Source organism: Streptosporangium amethystogenes, from assembly GCF_000721075.1.
Taxonomy (GTDB): Bacteria; Actinomycetota; Actinomycetes; order Streptosporangiales; family Streptosporangiaceae; genus Streptosporangium; species Streptosporangium amethystogenes.
In genome coordinates, this window is record NZ_JOEQ01000011.1 from 21,384 (window position 1) to 41,451 (window position 20,068).

At 69.4% G+C, this 20,068-nt stretch carries 19 protein-coding genes, 1 tRNA gene and 1 pseudogene; 10 read left to right on the top strand and 11 right to left on the bottom strand.

What is annotated here, in order from left to right; translation table 11 throughout:
• Window position 1: 1 nt before the first annotated feature.
• The 3 genes from IG98_RS0117415 to IG98_RS0117425 all read right to left on the bottom strand — a co-directional run bounded on the left by IG98_RS0117415 (window position 2) and on the right by IG98_RS0117425 (window position 2,686).
• Complete coding sequence (locus IG98_RS0117415; protein ID WP_063766233.1) at window positions 2-1,030, bottom strand: ABC transporter substrate-binding protein; 1,029 nt, start codon at window positions 1,028-1,030, stop codon at window positions 2-4.
• 113 nt (window positions 1,031-1,143) lie between these two features.
• Window positions 1,144-1,662, bottom strand: a complete 519-nt coding sequence (locus tag IG98_RS0117420) for a cysteine dioxygenase (RefSeq protein WP_037970647.1) — start codon at window positions 1,660-1,662, stop codon at window positions 1,144-1,146.
• Window positions 1,663-1,774: 112 nt separating this feature from the next.
• Window positions 1,775-2,686, bottom strand: coding sequence for an amidohydrolase family protein (locus tag IG98_RS0117425; RefSeq protein WP_030913012.1), 912 nt, complete (start codon window positions 2,684-2,686; stop codon window positions 1,775-1,777).
• 235 nt (window positions 2,687-2,921) lie between these two features.
• Here IG98_RS0117425 and IG98_RS0117430 point away from each other — a divergent pair, with 235 nt between their 5' ends.
• The gene (locus IG98_RS0117430; RefSeq protein ID WP_245651599.1) at window positions 2,922-3,875 is read left to right on the top strand and encodes a LacI family DNA-binding transcriptional regulator; all 954 of its coding nucleotides are present in this window, start codon (window positions 2,922-2,924) and stop codon (window positions 3,873-3,875) included.
• A gap of 11 nt (window positions 3,876-3,886) precedes the next feature.
• On the opposite strand, the gene IG98_RS0117435 is transcribed toward IG98_RS0117430, so the two are convergent.
• Together IG98_RS0117435 and IG98_RS0117440 are read right to left on the bottom strand one after the other, a co-directional pair.
• Window positions 3,887-5,296, bottom strand: coding sequence for an aromatic amino acid lyase (locus tag IG98_RS0117435; protein ID WP_030913018.1), 1,410 nt, complete (start codon window positions 5,294-5,296; stop codon window positions 3,887-3,889).
• Window positions 5,297-5,300: 4 nt separating this feature from the next.
• On the bottom strand, window positions 5,301-5,681 hold the full coding sequence (locus IG98_RS0117440) for a phage holin family protein (RefSeq protein ID WP_157594378.1): 381 nt from the start codon (window positions 5,679-5,681) through the stop codon (window positions 5,301-5,303).
• An 845-nt stretch (window positions 5,682-6,526) separates the two neighbouring features.
• Here IG98_RS0117440 and IG98_RS0117445 point away from each other — a divergent pair.
• The 4 genes from IG98_RS0117445 to IG98_RS0117460 all read left to right on the top strand — a co-directional run bounded on the left by IG98_RS0117445 (window position 6,527) and on the right by IG98_RS0117460 (window position 9,057).
• Window positions 6,527-7,567 carry an NADP-dependent oxidoreductase gene (locus tag IG98_RS0117445; protein WP_245651600.1) on the top strand — a complete coding sequence of 347 codons (1,041 nt, stop codon included), beginning with the start codon at window positions 6,527-6,529 and terminating at the stop codon, window positions 7,565-7,567.
• 61 nt (window positions 7,568-7,628) lie between these two features.
• Window positions 7,629-7,913, top strand: coding sequence for a hypothetical protein (locus IG98_RS0117450; RefSeq protein WP_245651601.1), 285 nt, complete (start codon window positions 7,629-7,631; stop codon window positions 7,911-7,913).
• Window positions 7,914-7,973: 60 nt separating this feature from the next.
• Entirely contained in the window at window positions 7,974-8,369 is a 396-nt protein-coding gene (locus tag IG98_RS0117455) for an OsmC family protein (RefSeq protein ID WP_030913025.1), read from the top strand.
• Between the two features lie 614 nt (window positions 8,370-8,983).
• A tRNA-Lys gene (locus IG98_RS0117460) sits at window positions 8,984-9,057 on the top strand.
• Between the two features lie 170 nt (window positions 9,058-9,227).
• On the opposite strand, the gene IG98_RS44985 is transcribed toward IG98_RS0117460, so the two are convergent.
• Both IG98_RS44985 and IG98_RS54860 read right to left on the bottom strand, forming a co-directional pair.
• Entirely contained in the window at window positions 9,228-9,611 is a 384-nt protein-coding gene (locus tag IG98_RS44985; RefSeq protein ID WP_245651602.1) for an SbtR family transcriptional regulator, read from the bottom strand.
• Window positions 9,612-9,651: 40 nt separating this feature from the next.
• A pseudogene (locus tag IG98_RS54860) lies at window positions 9,652-9,900 on the bottom strand (hypothetical protein); the annotation flags it as partial.
• Between the two features lie 26 nt (window positions 9,901-9,926).
• Between IG98_RS54860 and IG98_RS0117470 the strand changes: the two are divergent.
• The gene (locus IG98_RS0117470) at window positions 9,927-10,784 is read left to right on the top strand and encodes a hypothetical protein (RefSeq protein ID WP_030913026.1); all 858 of its coding nucleotides are present in this window, start codon (window positions 9,927-9,929) and stop codon (window positions 10,782-10,784) included.
• A gap of 153 nt (window positions 10,785-10,937) precedes the next feature.
• On the top strand, window positions 10,938-11,393 hold the full coding sequence (locus IG98_RS0117475; RefSeq protein WP_030913027.1) for a DUF488 domain-containing protein: 456 nt from the start codon (window positions 10,938-10,940) through the stop codon (window positions 11,391-11,393).
• A gap of 114 nt (window positions 11,394-11,507) precedes the next feature.
• Here the strand turns inward: IG98_RS0117475 and IG98_RS0117480 are convergent, their stop codons facing one another.
• Complete coding sequence (locus tag IG98_RS0117480) at window positions 11,508-12,773, bottom strand: RNA-guided endonuclease InsQ/TnpB family protein (RefSeq protein ID WP_245651604.1); 1,266 nt, start codon at window positions 12,771-12,773, stop codon at window positions 11,508-11,510.
• 23 nt (window positions 12,774-12,796) lie between these two features.
• Between IG98_RS0117480 and tnpA the strand changes: the two genes are divergently transcribed.
• Window positions 12,797-13,225, top strand: coding sequence for an IS200/IS605 family transposase (tnpA, locus tag IG98_RS0117485; RefSeq protein ID WP_084195420.1), 429 nt, complete (start codon window positions 12,797-12,799; stop codon window positions 13,223-13,225).
• A gap of 62 nt (window positions 13,226-13,287) precedes the next feature.
• Here the strand turns inward: tnpA and IG98_RS46975 are convergent, their stop codons facing one another.
• The 3 genes from IG98_RS46975 to IG98_RS0117500 form a co-directional block, all read right to left on the bottom strand.
• On the bottom strand, window positions 13,288-13,743 hold the full coding sequence (locus IG98_RS46975; RefSeq protein WP_051752292.1) for a hypothetical protein: 456 nt from the start codon (window positions 13,741-13,743) through the stop codon (window positions 13,288-13,290).
• Window positions 13,744-14,406: 663 nt separating this feature from the next.
• Window positions 14,407-15,396, bottom strand: a complete 990-nt coding sequence (locus IG98_RS0117495) for a hypothetical protein (protein WP_051752293.1) — start codon at window positions 15,394-15,396, stop codon at window positions 14,407-14,409.
• Window positions 15,397-15,518: 122 nt separating this feature from the next.
• Entirely contained in the window at window positions 15,519-16,907 is a 1,389-nt protein-coding gene (locus IG98_RS0117500; protein WP_051752295.1) for a DHA2 family efflux MFS transporter permease subunit, read from the bottom strand.
• A 93-nt stretch (window positions 16,908-17,000) separates the two neighbouring features.
• On the opposite strand from IG98_RS0117500, the gene IG98_RS0117505 reads away from it, so the two are divergent.
• Window positions 17,001-17,717, top strand: a complete 717-nt coding sequence (locus IG98_RS0117505) for a TetR/AcrR family transcriptional regulator (protein WP_051752297.1) — start codon at window positions 17,001-17,003, stop codon at window positions 17,715-17,717.
• Between the two features lie 206 nt (window positions 17,718-17,923).
• A complete protein-coding gene (locus IG98_RS0117510; protein ID WP_051752300.1) occupies window positions 17,924-19,822 on the top strand; it encodes a sensor histidine kinase in 1,899 nt (632 codons plus the stop codon).
• Window positions 19,823-20,068: the final 246 nt, after the last annotated feature.

Here is a 20,068-nt window from a genome sequence, read left to right on the forward strand (position 1 = left end):
GTCAGGATCCGGGGGTCAGACCGAAGGTGACGATGTCAGAGGGTTTGAAACCGGGCGGGACCACCTTGGCGTCTTCGAGGATGGCGATGACGGCGGCCACGCGGCTCTCGTCCAGGGCGCCCACCGGCACCCCGGCTTCTGACGACCTGACGAAGGCGGCCATCTCCCGCAGTTCCGCGGCAGCGGTGACCGGGTTCTGGGTCGGCTGGTACTTCTTCAGGATCTCTCCGGTCTCGTCCGGGTGGTCGACGGCGTACTCCAGTCCCTTGAGCAGGGCGTCCCGGAACCTCTTCACCAGGTCCGGCTGCTCGGTCGCCATCTTCACGGTGGTGGTGAGGATGTTGCCGTACATCTCCTTGATGTGGTCGCTGTAGGGCAGGACCACGGCCTTGCGCCCCTGAGCGGCCTGTTCGATGGTCGGCCTGCCCACCACGAACTGGCCGATGGCGTCCACCTCTCCGGAGGCCAGCAGTTGCGGGAGCGACGGCGGCGGCGCCGGGACGAAGGTGACCTTGGCCGGGTCGATCCCGGCGGCCTTGGCGTACGCGGGGAAGACGAGCTTGACGGCCGAGCCCGGCGGGTCGGCGACCTTCTTGCCCTCCAGGTCCTTGGGCGCCGAGATGCCCGCGCCGTCCAGGGCGATGACGGCGGTGAGCGAACGCTGGTGGATCGCCGCCACCCCGGTGACCGGCATCTTCTGCCCGGCCAGGGTGACGATGGAGCCGGTCAGGTCGGTGATCCCGAAGTCGGCCTGGCCACTCGCGATCAGCTTGAGGCTGTCGGCCGTGCCGCTGCCCGGCTTGATGGCGACGTCGAACCCCGCGTCCTTGAAATACCCCTTCTCCAGGGCGACGTAGGCGTAGGAGTCCCGCCCGAAGACGTTGAACGATGTCAGGTAGTTGATTTTCGTCGTCGCGGCGGATGCGGCGGGCGCGCCGGTCTCCGGACGAGTGCCGGCACCCGTGCACGCACTCGTGAGGAGGACGGACAGTGCGATCAGAGAGCCGCGGACGATGCTTTGGGTACTCACTGTTCCCTTCTGTTGTCAGGCTTGATCAAAACCTTTTTGATCAAGCCTGACAACAGTCGGGAGTTACCTTGACGTCAAATCTTCACCGGAGTCCGAGGCTCTCCGGCTCCTCCTCAGGCGACCTCGACCATCTGCTCGGCGTCGTCCAGCGGGCGCAGTTCGTCGGCGTAGCTGACCGAGACGCGGCGCATCACGCCGCTGTCACTGATCGAGTACTGGCCGAGGCGCCAGAGCGGCGGTGAGTAGGCGTGGATCGAGACACTGCCGTGCACCGCGCCGTTCAGCCGGTGGATGTGGTCGGGGCCGAAGGAGAAGGACTCACCCTCGGAGATCACGGTCTCCAGGTGTTCGCCGCCGATCCGGGGGTTGCACTCCAGCAGAGTCCCGGCCACCACCCGGACCGCGCCGGAGGAGGTGTCGTGGTCGTGCCAGCCGGTGTCGTCCTCGGGCCGCCAGCACAGTAGCCAGATGTCGACGTGGGAGTCACGGTAGAGGGAGGCGTAGTGGCGGCCCCCCTCCTCAGGGAACTCGACCTGGTTCTCCCACCGCGAGGGGTCGGCGGCCAGTTCGTTGACCAGGTTGAGCAGCTCGCGTCGGTCGAGGACACGGGCGGGCAGGGCCTCGTAGCTCATGAGGACTCGCCGCCGAACGGCTTGGCGCCGCCGCTGTTCACTCGTGTGGCGCTCTCGCCGCTCGGGGCCGTCGTCGCCGGGAGCGCACAGCTCTCGCGGCCCTGGGACTGGTTCACTGACGCGACTCCTTCCGGTTCAACAGACGGTTGGGATTGGTGACCGCGATGGCGTGCCAGGCGGCGTCGCCGAGCCCGGGGTCCGGGGCGGTGGCATAGGGCTGGTCGGAACCGCTGACCACGACGTCGACGCCGAGCTCGCGGATGATCGCGTCGATGGCGCGCGGACCGTAGGAGGAGGTCTCCAGGAAGAGGCCGGGGTCGACCTGCCCCCGGCCCTCCCCGCCGCGGTTGGCCAGGCGCTCGGAGTGGAGCGGGGCCAGCCCGGCGAGCAGCGAGAAGCAGACCCGCAGGCGGGGGTGGCGGGCCCGGCCGAAGGCGGCGAAGGCGTACCAGGCGGCGTGCATCTGCTGCACGTACGGCACGACGGCGGGCCACCAGCCGGGCACCAGTGCCCCCTCGGGTTCCTCGGCTTCCGGGGCGGGGCCGGGGTGCACGAAGAGCGGCAGGTCGCGCTCGGTGAGCGCGTCGAGCAGTGGGGCGACCCCGGCCAGGCCGGCGGCGTCGCGTACGGCGGTCGCGGGCAGCTGGAGCCCGGCGAACCCCCGGGTGTCGAGGCTTTTGGCGAGTCTGTCCGGATCGATCTCGCTGAGGCAGGTCGCAGCCCAGGCACCGAACGGCGCGGGCAGGGCGAGGGCGTCCTCGTGGTAGGCGTCGATGATCGGCCAGGCCTCCCCGGGCGGCAGCGACTCGATGCCGAGCGGGCTGGACAGCGACACCAGGGCCAGGGCGAGGTCCGAGTTCAGCGCGAGGCGCGCGGCGAGGTCGTGGTCTGAGGGGTTGACCTGGTAGGGGGGCTCGCCGTCCGTGTGGAGGGTCCAGCCGTCGAGGCGGGGGGCGGCCGTACGGCGCCTGAGCGCGTCGACGAACGCGGGCGTCCACAGATGTTGGTGAACGTCGACGGTCACAACCGGCCTCCTCCCGGGCTATCGAGGTATTCCCTACCTAGAATATAGGTAACCACTCTCACCATGCTACATCCAACAGTGACACGGTTCAGTGAACCGTTTCAGTGAACCGTTTCACCTCCTATTGTGTCAATACCTCCGGAAAGATGCGATCCGCTGTGGAGCGCGCCCCGGAGATCCTGGGGAATAGGCTGGTCCGATGCCCCAGCCCCGGAAACGAGCGACCATACGTGAGGTGGCGAAGGCCACCGGCCTGTCACCCGCCGCCGTCTCGTACGCGCTGCGCGGCATGCAGGTCTCGGAGGAGACCATCGAGCGGGTACGCCAGGCCGCGGCCGAACTCGGCTACGAGGCCGATCCCATCGCCCGCGCGCTGGCCAGCGGCAGAACCGGCATGATCGGTCTGCTCTGCGGCTCGCTGGAGGATCTCTGGCAGCAGGCGCTGGCCGTCGGCATCGGCCGCGCGCTCAAGGACAACGACCGCTACGCCCTGATCCTGGACGCCGCGGGCGACCCCGCGAGGGAGCACACCCTCGCCAGGCAGCTCCGTGACCAGCGGGTGGACGCGCTGATCGTGCAGCCGGTCGACCCCGCGGCACCGCTCTGGGCCGAGCTGTGCGAGGGGTTGCCGGTGGTGTCGATCGGTGACGCGCTGGCCGGGGCGCGCGCCGCGGGCGAGGTCGTCTTCGACAACAGGGCCGGGGTGACCCTGGCCCTGGAACACCTGCGCGAGCGAGGACACCGGCGCCTGGCCGTTCTCACCTCGACCAGGGCCAGCACCCCCGACAGGCCCGCCGACGTACACGTCATGGCCGAGGCCGGGCGGCTGGATCTGGACATCGAGCTGGTCACCGCCCCGCAGTCGCCGGCATCCGCCACCAGGGTCGCCGGCGAGATGCTCGACGCCGGGCACCGGGCGTTCTTCTGCTTCGCCGACTCGATCGCCTACGGGGTCTACGCGGCCTCGGCCGAGCGGGGGCTGGTCATCCCGTCGGAGGTGTCGGTGATGGGCTACGACGACCACCCCATGTCGGGACTGCTCACCCCCGGCCTGACCACCGTCGACTGGGACATCGACGGCATCGTCCGCGCCGCCGTCCGGATGGTGGTGGCCGCCGCCGACGGCAACCCGCGCCGCCGCCGCATCGTCCAGGCCCCCCAGCTCCGCGAGCGTGGCTCGGTCGGCTGACCGGCGGGGAGTCAGCGAGGGGCGAGGCCGGGCAGTAGCCCGCGTGCCACGTCGAGGTCGGTGTCCAGCGGGCGGTCGGCCGGTGTGGCATCGAGGGGCAGGTCGCAGGGGATGCCGCGCAGGCGCAGGGTCCGTACGGAGGCCACCAGCTCGCAGGCCAGCACGATCTCCAACGGCTCGACGGTGGCGAGCGCGGCGCGGGCCGCCTGGGGGGTGAAGCTCGCGTGGTCCTCGGTCCCCAGGGAGAGCACGGCGCCGCCCAGGGTGACGGGGGCGGCCAGGTGGCGCAGCTCGGCCAGGGCGGAGTGCGCGACGTATTCGAGGATCATCACCCCGGAGCCGCCGGGGTGCTCGGCGAGGAAGGGGAGCAGCCCGGTATGGGCCGGGTCGTTCAGGGTGGCCAGCCTGGCGGCGCTCACCGTCGCGGTCTGCACGAGCGCGGCCCGCAGGGCGTCGAGGGCGAGCGCGACCCGTGCCGAGTGGAAGTTGCCGTTGTGCCAGGCCCGGCCATCGGCGATCAACGGGTTCTCCGGAGCCGCGTTCATCTCCTCGGCGACGGTCCGCTCCGCGTGGCGAAGAGCGCCGAGTGCGGCCCCGTGTACCTGCGGGAAGGCGCGGTAGCCGTACGGGTCCTGCACACGGCGCGGGCTGGTGGCGCCGACCAGGTCGCGCAGTCCGGCCGCGACCGAGGTCTGCTCGGGGCCGCGCTGCACGACGGGGGAGAGCGGTTCCAGTGAGGCCTCGACGGCGAGGAAGGAGTGGGCCGCGACCGCGGTGGCGGCGGACAGCAGGACTCCCAGGCGGTGGCAGGCCAGCGCGGCGTCCGCCAGCGTCGCCGCGCCCGAGCTGATGAACGGCAGCGCGTCACCGGCGGCGAGCGCGAACCGGGGTACGGGCTCACCGGCCCGCGTTCCGGGATCGGAGCTCCCGGCCTGTGTGTCTCCGGCCTGTGTGCCCTCGGTGGGAGGTCTCCAGGCAAGTTCGCCCACCAGGCAGAGCGCGGTGGTGGCCAGGGCGGTGAGGTCGCCGGTGCCGATGGCGCCGTAGGTGCGGATCGGCGGGGTCAGGCCCCGGTTGACGGCGGCGGCGAGCACCGGCAGGAGCGCGGGGTCGACCCCCGAGCCGCCGGCGAGTAGCTGGTTGAGACGGACGACGAGGGTGGCGCGGGCACGGAACTCCTCGATCCGCGGTCCCGCGCCGCCCGCGTGGCTGCGGAGCAGGTCGAGACCGGCGGCCTCGGTCGCCACGTCCTTGTTGGCGCCCACCCCGGTGGTCCGGCCGTACACCGGCCCTTCGAGCAGGGTGGCCGTCCGCCACGCCGCCCGCGCGCGGGCCGTGGAGCCCAGCGCGACCCCGGAGCCGTGAGCCGCCCGATCGACCTGCTCGCAGGTCAGGTGGGCGCCGTCAAGGAGGACGACCATCGGCTCAGTCGCCGACGACCGCGTCGAGGATCAGGTCGAGGATCCAGCTGACCAGGCCGATGACGATCGCGCCCCAGAACGCGGGCCAGAAGCCCTCCACGTGGAAGGGCAGGCTGAGCTCCTTGGCGATCCAGCTGGTCAGCAGGAGCAGCCCGGCGTTGACGACCAGGGCGAACAGGCCCAGCGTGAGGATGTAGAAGGCACAGCCGAGCGTCTTGATGATGGGCTTGAGCACGGCGTTGACGATCCCGAACACCAGGGCGACGGCGAGCAGCGTGCCGATCTCCTTGACGGGGGTCTGCGCGGACACCGTGATGCCGTCCACGAGCCGGGTCGCCGCCCACAGGGCGGCGGCCACCACCAGTATTTTGATGATTATCTTCACGTTTAGGCATCCTCGCATGGATGGTCGGGCGGGCGGCAGATCTGCAGCCCGAGGCGGATATATACGGACACTAGACACTTTGCTGGTCGGCTGAGCGCCTGCTGATCCGATCGATACCGAGCGCCACGGGCACGATGATCATGGTGACCGGGGCGGCGGACCGAGTCCCGGCTTCCGGGCAAAGTTTCGCATCCATGACCAGATGCGGTCACGAAAGTGGCGAGATCTTGTCAGGTGCGTCGCCGTCTCGCGAGGAGGACCGCTACCGGATGGGAAAGTCCCAGATGAGAAGTGCGAATCGCCGAGGGGGCCTCATCATGTCGGACGACCGACCATCCAGCGGCCGATCAGGAGATCAGTCCATCGGAGGCGGGACGGAACCTGGAACCCGGCCCGTCCCCAAGCCGGGCCCGAGGCCGGGTCCCGCCCCCAAACCCGGCCCTGGCCCGGCTCCCAAACCCGGTCCCGGTCCGGTTCCCAAGCCTGGCCCCGGGCCCGGCCCAGGTTCGGTTCCCAAGCCTGGCCCCGTCCCCAAGCCTGGTCCTGAGTCCGGTCCCGGTCCGGTTCCCAAGCCTGACCCCGTCCCCAAGCCTGGGCCTGGCCTCAAGTCAGGCTCTGAGCCCGGTCCTGAGTCCGATCCCGGCCCGGCTCCCAAGCCAGGTCCCGTCCCCAAGCCAGGTCCCGTCCCCAAGCCTGACCCCGTCCCCAAGCCCGGCCCCAGGCCCGGTCCCACCCCCGGTCCCGGAGCCGATCCCGGAGCCGGGACCGGGGGCGAATCCGGAACCGTTCCGGAGACGGGAGCCGGGACGAGGAACGGAGGTGGCACCGGCGCCGGGAGGACCGCCGTGAACAGGACGTCGGCGCGTGCCGCGGGCCGTACGGTGTCGCGGGAGATCCGGCTGGCGTCGCGGCCCTCGGGCTGGCCGGTCCCGGAGAACTTCGAGCTGGCCGAGGTCGAGTTGCCCCCTCCGGGGGAGGGGGAGATCGGCGTCCGCAACCTCTTCATGAGCGTCGACCCGTACATGCGGGGACGTATGAACGACACCGAGTCCTACACCCCGCCCTTCCGGATCGGCGCCCCCCTCGACGGCGGGGCCGTCGGCGAGGTCGTCGTGTCGCGCTCGCCGGACCTCGTCCCCGGGGACATCGTCACCCACGGGTACGGCTGGCGCGAGTACGCCGTGCTCGACGCGGGGCAGGCCCACAAGGTCGAGGAGATCCCGGGCGTCCCGCTCTCCGCCTACCTCGGGGCGCTGGGCATGACCGGCCTCACCGCGTACGTGGGCCTGCTCGACATCGCGCACTTCAAGAAGGGCGAGGCGGTGTTCGTGTCCGGCGCGGCCGGGTCCGTGGGCAGCCTGGCCGGGCAGATCGCCCGGCTGAAGGGCGCCTCGCGAGTGGTGGGCAGCGCCGGGTCGCCGGAGAAGGTCGCGTACCTGATCCGTGATCTCGGCTTCGACGCCGCCTTCAACTACCGCGACGGCCGGATCCGCGAGCAGCTCGCCGAGGCGGCCCCCGGCGGGATCGATGTCTACTTCGACAACGTCGGCGGTGACCACCTGCAGGCGGCCATCGACGAGCTGAGGATGTACGGCAGGGTCGCGATGTGCGGTGCGATCTCGGTCTACAACGCCACCGAGCCGGTACCGGGTCCGAACAACCTCTTCCTGGCCGTGGGAAAGCGGCTCACCCTGCGCGGCTTCATCGTCTCCGACCACCAGGCGCGGCTGCCCGACATGATCGCCGAGGTGGGCGCCTGGCTTCGCGAGGGCAGGCTCGTCTCGATGGAGACCGTCGTCGACGGCCTGGAGAACGCCCCGCGGGCGTTCATCGACATGCTCCGCGGCGCCAACACCGGAAAAATGCTGGTCAAGCTGGTGCGCTGACTGCGCGTACCGCCGATCGCGCATGATGGCTGCAATCTCGGGGCAGAAGGGGCGTGAGGGGGTGGGTCTGTTGGAAACGGATGAGCTTGAGTCGCTGTCGGCCCGGGAACTGCATGATCGCGCGGTCCACTACGCCGTGCATCACGGAGATCTCGGCTTTCTGTGGGAGTTGCTCTCCTTGATCCCTGCGGCGGAGGCGTCATCGGGGCATGAGGACGAGACGACCAACGACCTCAGCCGGATCTCGGCCCTGCTCAGTGACGCCATGGTCTCGGGTCATGGGGAGCTGGGTGAGGCGCTGCGCCCGTTCTACATCGAATACCTGTCCAAACATCCCGATGCCTGAGGTGGGCGTCCTCCCTCTGTAGGGTGATCCGCAGATCGAGGAAGGCCGAGGAGGAGCGTCATGGCGCAGGTGAGGGTGGAGCGGACCGAGGACGGGTTCGTGGCGCGCAACGACCGCGGAGCCGAGGTCGCCATGGGCAGTGGTGACGAGCAGGGAACTTTCACCCCGGTCGAACTGCTGCTCGCGGCGCTCGGCGGCTGCAACATCGTCACCGTGGAGCCGCTGACGGCCCAGCGCGGTCACCGCATGGTTCGCCTGGCGATGACCGTTCAGGCGGAGAAGATCGAGGCGAGCAGGCTGGGGCCGATCACCATCAGCTACGACGTGGAACTGCCCGAGGGTGACGAGAAGGCCGCCGAGGTGCTCCGCGCGGTGGCCCACCGCGTCGAGGAGAGGTATTGCACGGTGAGCCGGGCACTGCGGGAGGAGACCGAGGTCGGCCTCGAACTTCCCTGATCCAGGCCAGAGGTGGCCGATCGGTTTCCGGTTCGAGCCCGAACCGGGCAGGTCGGTTCCCGCCTTGAACTCGAATGAGGAAGATCGGCCCCCGGTCCCGGTCCGAAGCAGGACGATCTACCGCTGGAAAGCCGGATTTTCGGGTATCCGGCGGGGGTTGACGGAGGCTTCGGTGATACCGGGTCAAGGTTGGGTGTAGGCGCAAAATCAACCTTTGGATGACGCGCCCGTTACATTTGGCCAGGTAGTGTTGTGGCAGGTCAAGGGGTCTGCGAAGCCCGGGGGGAGCGTTGCAGAGACTTTTCACCGGATAAAGAACGCGAGGGGGATCGCGTTCCTGAGCGGAGCCGCCGGAGTCTTGGGGGAGACGATGGCAAAGCCCGCGAGGAGATCGGGGCCGGACAGTTGGGGGACTGTCCGGCCCCGAGTCTATTCCGGAGCCGGACAGCCGCCGGAGTCGACGGCCAAGCCCGCGAGGAGATCGACCCCGGGCCTGTGAACGGGGACCGGAGAGTCGAGAACGGTCCGGCCCCGAGCCTCCCGCGGGGAGCCGGGCGGCGGTCAACCGAGATGCGATCGCGTCGGAGCTGCTGCTAGAGTTACCTCCGTCGCAAGCGCCGCTAGCTCAGTTGGTTAGAGCAGCTGACTCTTAATCAGCGGGTCCGGGGTTCGAGTCCCTGGCGGCGCACGTGCAAGAAGCCCAGGTCGGCATCGTCGGCCTGGGCTTTCTTCGTCCGTCGGCCAACCTGGCAACGACCTTCCGGCCACCTGGTCGCAGCTCTCGTCGGCAGGCCCTGCTGCTCGCACGGCCGCCACGCCCTGTGGTGCCGAGGAACAATCGTCACCGTCGGCCGAGCCCTACCTGAGGCGGCATCCCCTCGTCGCGGGGCGGCGCAGGCCGTCGAGCGTCAGTGTGAGCAGCCGCTCGGCCCTGCCGGGATCGGCGGTCACCTGGGCGATGCCCGCGGTCAGCTCGACCAGGTCGGCGAACTCGACGTCCGCGCGTACGGACCCGGCCCGCTGAGCCGGGTGGAGCAGGCGCTCGGCGGCACCGCGCAGCATCGCCCAGCAGTCCACCCCGGCCGAGGAGGTGGCGAGCATCATCCGCGCGCCCAGCCCGTGGTCGGTCATGGCGTGCGTGATCAGCAGGCGCAGCCAGGCGACCAGCGCCTCGCCGGGCGGCATGGCCTCGGCCGGCTCCTCCGCCTGCGCGCACAGCCTGGTCAGTCGCCCCTGGAACACCGCGGCGAGCAGCGCGTCGCGGGTGGGGAAGCGTGCCCGGCCCCACCTCGGCCCGCCGCGCGATCTCGTTCAGGGACGCGTCGGGCCCCTTCTCGGCGATCACGGCCATGGCCGCCGCCACCAGCAGGTCATGGTTGCGGCGCGCGTCGGCCGCGTCTGCCCGGGACACCTCGGGAGTTGAAGCGGAGAGTCTCTCCGTATTTTCCGGAGAACCTCTCCGGAAAGTCTGAACGGGACGACGGGCGACTCGAAGACCGCCGTACCGGAAGAGATTCCGTTTACCGCTCATCGGCTGGGTTTTCCTACGATGCGGGGGTGGAAGTGCTGAGTGAGCAGGAGTGGCGGGGCCGGGCCTCGGCGCATCGGGACCGGGTCGGGGCCTGGATCGAACCGCATCTGCGCCGTGGACAGGAGCGGGTCGCCCATCCGGTCGAGGACTTCCTGTTCACCTACTACACCTTCCGGCCCGGACGCCTGCTGCGCTGGCATCCGGGGGCCGAGGTGATCCTGGCGGGGGCGAGTTCCTTCGGGACGAACTACCGCGACTGCGAGCAGGGCGCGGTGCTGGACCTTGAGCTGGTGCTGCCACAGCGCACGGCCGCGATCAGCTGGACGAGGGAGCTGCTGGCCGCCACCGCGAGCCGTCCGCCCTATCTGGGCTGCTTCGGGATGCACGAGTGGGCGATGGTCTACCGGACGCCGGAGGTGGAGATCCGGCATTCCTCCTTCCCGCTCCGGCTCTCCCCCGAGCGGATCGAGGAGATCGTCGACCAGCGCGGAGTGCGGTGCGGTCACTTCGACGCGTTCCGGTTCTTCACGCCCCCCGCCCGCCCGCTCAACGTGATCCAGCCGACCCGCGAACGCCAGCGGGAGCTGGAGCAGCCGGGCTGCCTGCACGCCAACATGGACCTCTACAAGTGGGCCTACAAGCTGTCGCCGCTGATCGGCAGTGAGCTGGTCGCCGACTGCTTCGCACTCGCCCGCGACATCCGGACCATGGACATGCGGGCCAGCCCGTACGACCTGAGCGCCCTGGGCTACCGGCCGATCCAGGTGGAGACCGCCGAAGGCCGCGCGGAGTACGCCACCGCCCAGCGCGCCTTCACCGAACGCTCCGCCCCGCTCCGCAGGCGCCTGCTGCAGGAGTGTGACCGCCTACTGGCCCTGACCTGACCGGCACCGCCGCGAGGCTCACGACACGCCCGCCGAACGGGGTCTCGGCCATCTGGTATCGCACAGCTCAGGCCAGTACGAGATCCTTGAGCGGAAGAGGATCGCCGAGGCTTTGCCGGATCCGTGTGACGGCTGTGACCAGGCGTGCGATTCATGCTTACGATCGAGCAGCATGTGCGGTTGACCGGGGTCGGATACGAGGGATGTGATCTCGATGAGTTCATCCGACGGCTCCATCGGGAAGACGTGACGCTGTTGGTCGATGTGCGGCTGAATCCGATCTCCCGGAAACGCGGATTCAGCAAGACCGCGCTGGCCGGTGCGCTTGCCGGTGCGGGCATCGCCTACGAGCACATGCGAGAACTCGGCAACCCCAAATGGAACAGGGCGGGGTTCGGCGGCGGTCCGGCCGAGCTGGGCGCGGCCCGAGACGTTTACGCCGGACAGCTCGTCAACGCTGACGCGGGCGAATGCCTGGACCGAATCGCGGAGGCAGCCCGGCGGCAGACGGTAGCGGTCATGTGCTTCGAGGCCGACGAACACCGCTGTCATCGCGATCTCGTCCTGGAAGCCGTCCGCGAGCGATTCAGCCGCGCCGTACCGGCCTGATTCGCCGAGGATAGGCCACGCCCAGAACGATGAAGCTCTGTGGATGGGCCTGCTGGTTACCGACTTGAACTCCTCCCCGGTCTGAAGACCGGAGATTCTCCCGTCGCGTCGCGGTTAAGCGGCACGCGGGGGTTGACGCTTCACAGACCGGGTAACCCCGAGGTCTCCACGTCCTGACACCACAGTTCCTGCGGCGTTGTTGATGTTGATCGCGGCGTTGGTGTCGGCATGCCCGACCCATCCGCACGCGGGGCTTGTGCAGGTGAACACGGTTTTGACGCGGCCGGCCGGGTCGCGGTGCCCGCACTGGTGGCAGGTCTGCGACGTGCCTGGGGCGGGCACCTTCACCACCATCCCGCCGCGATCACGGGTTTTGTACTCCAGCAGGGTCACGGTGCGAGCCCAGGCCTCCCCGGCGATCGAGCGGTTCAGTCCGGCCTTCTGTGCGACGTTCACGCCGGGGTTCTCGACCGTGCCCTTGGCAGAGCGGACCATGTTCGTGATCTTCAGGTCTTCCACCTTGATCACGCTGAAGGTGCCGGCGAGTTCGGTGGTGGTCTGGTGCTGCCAGTCCACGGCTCGGCGCTTGGCTGTCGCGCGGGCCTTGGCGATCTGGTCGTAGGTGCGGGTCAGCCGTTTGGACGTGGGCCGGCCGGGAGTGCGTGTGCGGCGCTGGCGTGCGGACTTCTTCTCCAAGCGGCGCAGGTGTTCCTTCTCGCCGCTGGTGAGCCAGGGCCCGTGCTCACGCATGGTGGTGTCCGACAGGGCCAGGGCGACGGTGATTCCCCGGTCGATCCCGACCTGCGGGCCAGGGTGGCAGACCGGGGCAGGCACCTGGCGTTCGGTCCGGAACACGAGGTGCCAGCCGTCGGCTTCTTTGACCAGGCGGGCTCCGGTGATCCGCCCGGCCGGGCCGCCCTTGGTGACGCCGGGCAGGTCCTTGGTCCACCGAAACCGGACCCGCCCGACCTTGGGCAGGTTGATCGCGCCCCATCGCCGGTTGACCCGCTTGATCTGCAGGTCGCGGGCTTGGGGGACGTCGACGGCCATCCGGGACCGCAGGCGGCTCTTGAATGTGGGCCGCTTGGCGGGGTGGTCGGGGTCGAGGAAATTCGCCCACGCCTGCCGATACGTTTTCAGCACCGCTTGCGCCGCCTGGGCGGGCAGTTGGCCCATCCAGTCGATCTCGCGGCGGGCCTGTCGGATCGCCGCGTCGCAGTCCTTGACCGAGGCCAGACGGCCTTGGCGGAAGGTGAAGTACTCGTGCAGCAGGTTCCGCAGGGTGCGAGCGGTGTGGGCCTGAGCGTCCAGCACGGCCACCTGGGCCGTGCTCAGGTCGAGACGCGCCACGTGCGCCCGGGTCTGCTTCACCGACTCCACAGTGTGATCGTATCGTTTGGTTTATGTCACCGCGCTGGAATCCGAACCCCGACGTCCGGACGGGGTGCCATGTCGTTCATAACCTTCACGCGCACTTGGTGTTCGTCACTAAGTATCGGCGGGGGGTGTTCACGGACGAGATGCTGGCCCGCTGCGAGGAGATCATGCGGGAGGTGTGCGCGGACTTCGAGGTCGAGTTGCGCGAGTTCAACGGCGAACACGACCATGTCCATCTGCTGATCCACTACCCGCCGAAGGTCGCCCTGTCCAAACTGGTCAACAGTCTCAAGGGCGTCTCGGCACGGCTCCTGGGCAAGGAGTATGCCGCGCATGTCCGCAAGTACCTGTGGGGTGGACACTTCTGGTCCGGGTCCTACTTCGCCGGATCAGTCGGCGGTGCACCGCTCACGGTACTCAAGCAGTACATCGAGCAGCAGCAACGCCCACTGTGACCTGCGGGTGAAGGCACGCTCGCGCCCTGGCGGGCGCTCCCGCGCGGGCCTTCACCCCCGGCCTAAAGGCCGGAGCACTGGCCCGCATTTCGGTAGAAAATGGTGTCGCGGTCCGGAGCGTTCATTAGATCCCAGAACTTGTCGCGGATGGCCTGCTTGACTCCCGCATCATCGCGATCATGCACGGAGCGCTGCAGGGCCACCAGTTCCCAGTCATAGATGCCTTGGCGGTGGGTGTTACAACTGGCGGACTGGCAGCGGTAGCGGTACCACGCCTTGAAACGGGGTGCTTGAAGAGCGGTGCGGGGATCGGTGTCGAAGAGGCCGAGCTGGCTGACGTACTGATCGATCTTTCGCTGTTCGTCGGGCGTCCAGCCGGGGTGGGGTTGGATGTCAAGTCCGATGATCTCCATAGGGCGAATTGCGGCCAGCGAGCGGCCGACTGGCCGCTTCTTGGCCCCTGAGATGAGATCGCACATGGAGCCCTCGATGTAGTCGTCGAGGTGCTTCTCCACCACGACCTTGTCGGATCGGGGTCTCCAGCTCTCTGCTCGGGGGTCGCTGGTGTTGGGCTTGGCCTCAAGAGTGACGATGTCGTATTTACGGAATTGGTGACTGCTACCCAGTTCGCGAAAGTTAATTGGATATAGCCGTATCCAACCTGGTTGGTCTAGGTCAAGCCTGAGGGCGGCAACGCACACGGTCTCGCCGTAGGTCTCAGAGGGGTTAGGGGCGGCTTTGACTGTTATAAGCACCCTTATGCGCTGAAAATGTGCTTCCTTCGGTTTTTCGTGAATCGTTCCAAAGTTGGGGCCGAACAGAGAATGCTGCTCCGCCCTGAAACCCTCCAGGGTGATGTTCGAATCGACCTCCAGAGAATATCTTTACTTCCCGCTTGGAAATTAAGGGACGGCCAAATATTGCGCTATCGGGTATCCGCTATCTCGTGTCGCTGTTCGCGAAAGACATCACGATGCGGGTGATAAGTTCGAGATGTCCACTCTTTTGGAAAGATAGGAAAGCGGGGCCGTGCTCGGGCTGGTCATCACTCTGCGGTGGCGTGGTTGCTTCGGCGAGAGGGGCGTCAGGGGGCTCGGCGGCTGCCCGCTCCTTTCAGAGGGCGGCACCGCCATGGTCTGGCGGTTGTCTCGTACGCGGGGATCTCAGGAAGGCGATCGCAGCTATCCGGCGCGCTGGTGGAACAAGCCGCAGAGGCGTTCGAGGCCGAGGCCGCTGATGAGGAGGCGTTCCTTGGCGTCGCTGAGGAGGTCTGCGCTCCAGGCGGTGAATCCGCCGTCGCCGAGGCTGTGGTCGTCCCCGGTGGGGGTGACGGCGCGGATCTCGAAGCAGGCGCCGTCGTAGTAGCCGCGGCCGCTCACCCGGTCGTCGTCGAAGGCGAACGTGGTGCCGGGGTGCGCCCGCGCGAGCCGATCCAGGACGTGTTCGCGCAGGGCCCGGCGATGCCGCCCCTCGGTCAGGTCGGTGAGGAACACCCGTACGGCGGAGATCCGGTAGCCGAGCTGCCGGGACCTGCGCAGGACGTCGAGGTGGACGTCGATCTGCTCGGCCAGGGCCGACGTCTCGAAGGTGAACGAGCCCTCGGCGCGACCGGCGGTGCACAGCGCCAGCAGTGCGAAGTGCGCCGACATGCCGGGGCCGGCGAAGAGTTGGGCGCGCACCACCCGGTGGGTGGCGGCGAGCCGGACCCGCCGGCGCGATCGAGGGTCGGCCCGCAGCAGCTCCCGGCGGCGCACCGCGCATTCCAGGGCCAGGACGTTGGTGGCGTCCGCGACGACCTCGGTGTTGCGGACGGTGGTGACCACCTTGTGCTGGTCCACGGTCGCCACCGCCGAGTTGGTACCCAGCGGGCAGACCGGCGACAGCGCCAGCCCGGTGAAACCATGCCGGGCCAGCCGTTCGTGAACGAGCGCGTCTAGGCGTGCCAGCTCGCCCGCGTCCAGCGCGGACGGCGTGGTGAAACGGTTGCGCTCGTAGGCCCGCAGCAGGCCGGCCGGTGTCACATCGGTGGCGCGGCGGCGGTAGACCTCCAGCAGCAGTGTCTGCAGGTCGGTCGGCGAGAGCCGTTCGACCAGGGCGCCCAGCAGCCCGGGTGCGGCCCCCTCACGCAGGACCCGGTCGAGCCAGGGGGCGGACGCCGACAGATCACTCATCGCCTCATCGTGCTGGACGGCAGGGCACGACCGCACCAGGTTTATCCGTCACGTCCACGCGGTCAAGCGGCAACACCTGACCGCTCATGGAGCCCGGCCTGCCGGCGGTTCACTCGCCGGGGTCAGCGACGGGGGATCAGCAGGACCGGCACGAGGGCGGTTCCGGCGATCGCGAAGGTCCACCACAGGCTGCCGGTGTACGCCCCCGCCCCGGGGCCGTCCGACCGGGTGAGCGACTGCAGGACGACCGCGATCAGGGCGGCGCCCAGGGCGGTTCCCACCCGGACCGAGATCTGTGAGGCGGTCGTCGCCCCGGGGATGGAGGTCCCGGGCAGGGTGCGGTAGGCGGCGGCCATGATCGACGGCGTGGTCAGGCCGTGTCCGAGGCCGACGAGCAGGATCGCGGCGGCCAGCGGCGCCGTACCGGCGGTGACGTCGACCTGTGTGCAGGCGAACACCCCGGCCAGCACGAGCAGGATTCCCGTGCCGCCGGGGAACAGCGGGCCGATCCGGTCCGTCAGGCGTCCGGCGATCGGCATGGTGACGATCGCGCCCACCCCCATCGGGGCCACCAGCAGGCCGGCCTCCAGCGCGCTCGCTCCCGAGAAGGCCTGGGAATAGAGCGGGATGAGCAGCATCAGACCGAAGACCGACACCGAGTAGAGAAACAGCGTCGCGACGGACGCGGCGAAGGCCCGGTCTCCGAACAGCCGGACGTCGAACAGGGCGCGGCCTGGCGCGCGCAGCGAGCGCACCGTGAAGGCGGCCACCAGCAGGGCTCCGCCCAACAGGCCCGCGAGTGCCTGGGTACCGCCGGTACCCTCTCCGACCTGCGAGAGCCCGTAGATCAGCGCGGCGAGACCGGGGGAGAGCAGCGCGAGGCCGAAGGCGTCCAGGCGGCTTTCCGGCCGATGCTCCCCGTCGCGGGGCAGCAGCCGTACGGCGAGTACCAGCGCCACCGCGCAGAACGGCACATTGATCAGGAACATCCACTGCCAGGGGAGCCGGTCCAGGATCAGACCCCCGACCACCGGGCCGAGTACGGGCGCGAGCATCGCCGGGACGGAGACCAGTGCCATCACCCGGCCCATCCGCTCGGGGCCTGCGGCGCGGGCGAGCATCACCTGCGCGACGGGGATGAGCAGGCCGCCGCCGATGCCCTGCAACACTCGGAAGGCGATGAGGCTGCCCGCCGACCAGGCCATGCCGCACAGCGCGGACCCGGTGAGGAACAGCGCCAGCGAGGTGATCCACGTCGCCTTCGCGCCGAACCGCTCCACCGCCCAGCCGGTGACCGGGATCGTCATGGAAAGGGCCAACGTGTAGCCGGTGATCACCCACTGGACTGTGCTCAGTGAGGTGCCCAGCTCGCGGCCGAGGACGTTCATCGCGACGTTCACGATGGTCGCGTCGAGGACGGTCATGATCGTGCCCAGCACCACCGCCACGGCGATCCTTCGCAGTGCCGGGTCGAACGCGGTGTCGTCTGGCCTGGTCTGTGAGGTTGTCATCCCACATCCTCCGTACGGCGTATCGTTTTCCGCTACACCGTAGCGCAATCTCGTACACTGTAGCGTTCAGCCGCTACGCCGTACACTTGGCGGATGGAATCCGAGCAGGTACGAGGCCCGATCTGGGCCCGGGAGGCGACGAAACGGCGCAGCACGCTGTCGCGGGAGACGATCGTGCGGACGGCGATCGAGATCGCGGACGCCGAAGGACTCGCCGCCGTCTCGATCCGCCGCGTCGCCACCGAGCTCGGGGCGCGGACGATGAGCCTCTACAGCCATATCGAGCGCAAGGAAGACCTGCTCGACCTCATGTTGGACGAGATCGGCGCCGAGGTGCTGGTCCGGGAGGACCTGCCGGACGACTGGCGCGAGGCGATCACGCTGCTCGCCCGGCGCGAGCGGGAGGTGGCCGGACGCCACCACTGGATCATCGACCTCATCTCCCGCCGCTCGGAGATCGGCCCCAATGGGCTACGACACCTGGAACAGTCGTTGGCCGCGATGTCGAGCCTGCCGAGCGGTCCTGAAGGCAGGTGGCGCGCGCTGGCCGCGGTGGAGGACTACGTCACCGGGTTCGTGATCCGGGAGGCCAACGAGCGGGAACGGCCGCGCAAGGACGGCTGGACGCAGGCCGAGCGTGACGCGTTCATGCAGCCCTACCTGCGTGACCTCCTCGACAGCGGGGAGTTCCCGCATCTCGCGCCGCTGCTCGCGGACGGCGTCCCCGGCGCTGACGACAACTTCGAACGCGGTCTGCGCTGGCTTCTTGACGGCATCGCCGCGGATCTCCTCGGCGGGATGTCGTCATAGGCCCCTGATCGGCCGAGGCTGTTCCGCTAAGGGAAAAGGCGTCTTACGCGCGACCTTCGATCATGGGAGTCTCGGGGGTGTTCGGTCTTCTATCGGGTGTTCCGTCACCGCCGCCGATCGAAGATCGTCACTCTGGGTCTGACCTGGTCGTCAGAGTTTGCTGACAGGTCGGCGCAGGCCCCAGAATCCCCTTCTGGGGGGAATCCATGGGGCGGAAAGCGGACTACGCGGTGCGGGTCGTGGCCCTGTCCCTGGGCACGCTCGGCCTCGCGGCACTGGCCGCGCACGTGGTCATCGAGCTCGCGATCAACCCCCGGCCGCCCGGCATCGGCGACACCGCCCGCGTCCAGGCGCTGCTCAGCACCCCGCTGGGCATGCTGATCGTGCTACGCAGGCCAGGACTGATCGTCGGCTGGCTGCTCCTGCTGGTCGGGGCGGCCAACGGCTGGGTGACGCTCGCCATCTCCCTGTACGAGGTGTACGGGCCGGGCGCGGTGCCGCTCCCGCCGCCGCTGTACTGGCTCGTCTGTTTCCGTAGCACCGTCACCACCTGCATGGCGCTCATGCTGCCGCTCGCGCATCCGGACGCCGGCCTGCTGCGACCCCGATGGCGCTGGGTCTACCTGGCGCTGATCTCGTGGCAGCTGCTGCTGGTGGTGATCGTCATTTCGCGGCTGCACGAGTCCGCCGGGCCGCTCGCGAGCCTGTACCAGGTGTCCGCCGCGATCTGCGAGCCGCTGCTCTGGGTGAGCCTGCTCGTGCTGCTCATCCGGTTCTGGCGCGCCGACCCGGACGTGCGGCGGCAGATCGCCTGGCTGGCGCCCGTCGTGGCGTTCGACAACCTCGCCTTCAACGAGATCCTCGGCTGGGACCACCTCTGGCTGGACACCGTCGGCGAGGCGGTCGTGCCGATCGCGGTGGCCATCGCCGTGCTCCGCTACCGGCTCTACTCGATCGACACGCTTGTCAGCCGGGCCCTGGTCGGCGGCGCCCTGGTGGTCTTCGCCGCCACGGCGTACCTGGCCGTCGGCGCACTCGCCGGACTCTTCCTGGCCGACTACGGCGAGCTCTTCGGCGTGGTCGCGGCGATCTTCGCGGGCCTGTCGTTCCTGCCCGTCCAGCGGCGCCTGCAGCGCCTGCTCGACCGGCTCCTGTACGGCAGGAGCGGCGACCCCCAGGTGCACGCCGAAGTCCTGCGGCGGCAGATCCAGCATGTCGGTCCCGCCCAGGCGCTGGAGGCGGCGGTGCGGGCGGTGGCCGACGGCCTGGCGGTGACCGGGGCGGCGGTCCAGACCGAGGGGAGCCACGTCGTCGGCGACCTCGGGGACGACCCCCGCAAGATCCCCCTGGTGTGGCACGGTGAACCCGCCGGGACGCTGCTCCTCGGCCCGCCCGGGGCGCGGCGCTTCCCCCGGGCGTACGAGCGGCGGATGCTGGCCGTCCTGGTGCCGATCGTCGCCGACGTCGCGCATGCCGTACAGATGGCTGATGACCTGCGGCGCTCATGGGAACAGGCGGCCGGGGCGCGGGAGGAGGAGCGGCGGCGGTTGCACCGGGACCTGCACGACGGGCTGGGGGGCCGGTTGACCGGGATAACGATCGGGCTGGAGGCGGCGCGGCGATCCCTGGGGCACTCCCCAGACCTGGCCTATCAACTGCTGTCCGACCTCCGGGTGGGGATGGACGCCGTGAACGGGGAGATGCGGGAGCTGGTGCAGGGACTCCGGCCCCGCACACTGGACGCCGTCGGGCTGGAGCAGTCGATCCGGCTGCTGGCGGTGGAGGTACCGGTCACCGTCGAGGGGAGCCTGGCGGGGCTGCCACCCGCGGTGGAGGTCGCGGCGTACCGGATCGCGCAGGAGGCGCTGACCAACGCCCGGCGTCATTCCGGTGCGGAGGTCATCACCGTGGCGCTGGAGCGGGCGGTCGACCTGCGGGTGCGGGTCACCGACGACGGGGTGGGCGTCGGTGCGCCGGCTCGGGGCTCGGGCTCCGGCCTGTCGACGATGCGCGAACGGGCCGCCGAGGTGGGCGGCACCTGCTCGGTCCGCGGCGGCGAGCACGGCGGCACCGTGGTCGAGGCTGTTCTCCCCGTCCAGATATGACCGGTGCGGGCCGGTGGGTGCGGGTGACCGTCGCGAGCGATCGAAGCTCCTTCAGGAGGCGGACGGATGTCGCGCCGCCGGTCCCGGCCATCTGCCGCATCCCGCTGACGGCGGCGCCGGCCGGCTGAAGGAGGAGAACCAGACCGCCGGCCAGGACGGTGACGGAGAGAACGGATCGGACGCGCAAGGCGACTCCCATTGCGACAAATGTGGCGTCAGGGAAGACGTGCGAGGAAATTATCCGGT

Coding starts and splice junctions, on each gene's coding strand:
- IG98_RS0117420 (WP_037970647.1), bottom strand. CDS start 1,662: ATGAGCTACGAGGCCCTGCCCGCCCGTGTCCTCGACCGACGCGAGCTG.
- IG98_RS0117435 (WP_030913018.1), bottom strand. CDS start 5,296: ATGGTCGTCCTCCTTGACGGCGCCCACCTGACCTGCGAGCAGGTCGAT.
- IG98_RS0117455 (WP_030913025.1), top strand. CDS start 7,974: ATGGCGCAGGTGAGGGTGGAGCGGACCGAGGACGGGTTCGTGGCGCGC.
- IG98_RS0117475 (WP_030913027.1), top strand. CDS start 10,938: ATGCTTACGATCGAGCAGCATGTGCGGTTGACCGGGGTCGGATACGAG.
- tnpA (WP_084195420.1), top strand. CDS start 12,797: ATGTCACCGCGCTGGAATCCGAACCCCGACGTCCGGACGGGGTGCCAT.
- IG98_RS0117495 (WP_051752293.1), bottom strand. CDS start 15,396: ATGAGTGATCTGTCGGCGTCCGCCCCCTGGCTCGACCGGGTCCTGCGT.
- IG98_RS0117500 (WP_051752295.1), bottom strand. CDS start 16,907: ATGACAACCTCACAGACCAGGCCAGACGACACCGCGTTCGACCCGGCA.
- IG98_RS0117505 (WP_051752297.1), top strand. CDS start 17,001: ATGGAATCCGAGCAGGTACGAGGCCCGATCTGGGCCCGGGAGGCGACG.
- IG98_RS0117510 (WP_051752300.1), top strand. CDS start 17,924: ATGGGGCGGAAAGCGGACTACGCGGTGCGGGTCGTGGCCCTGTCCCTG.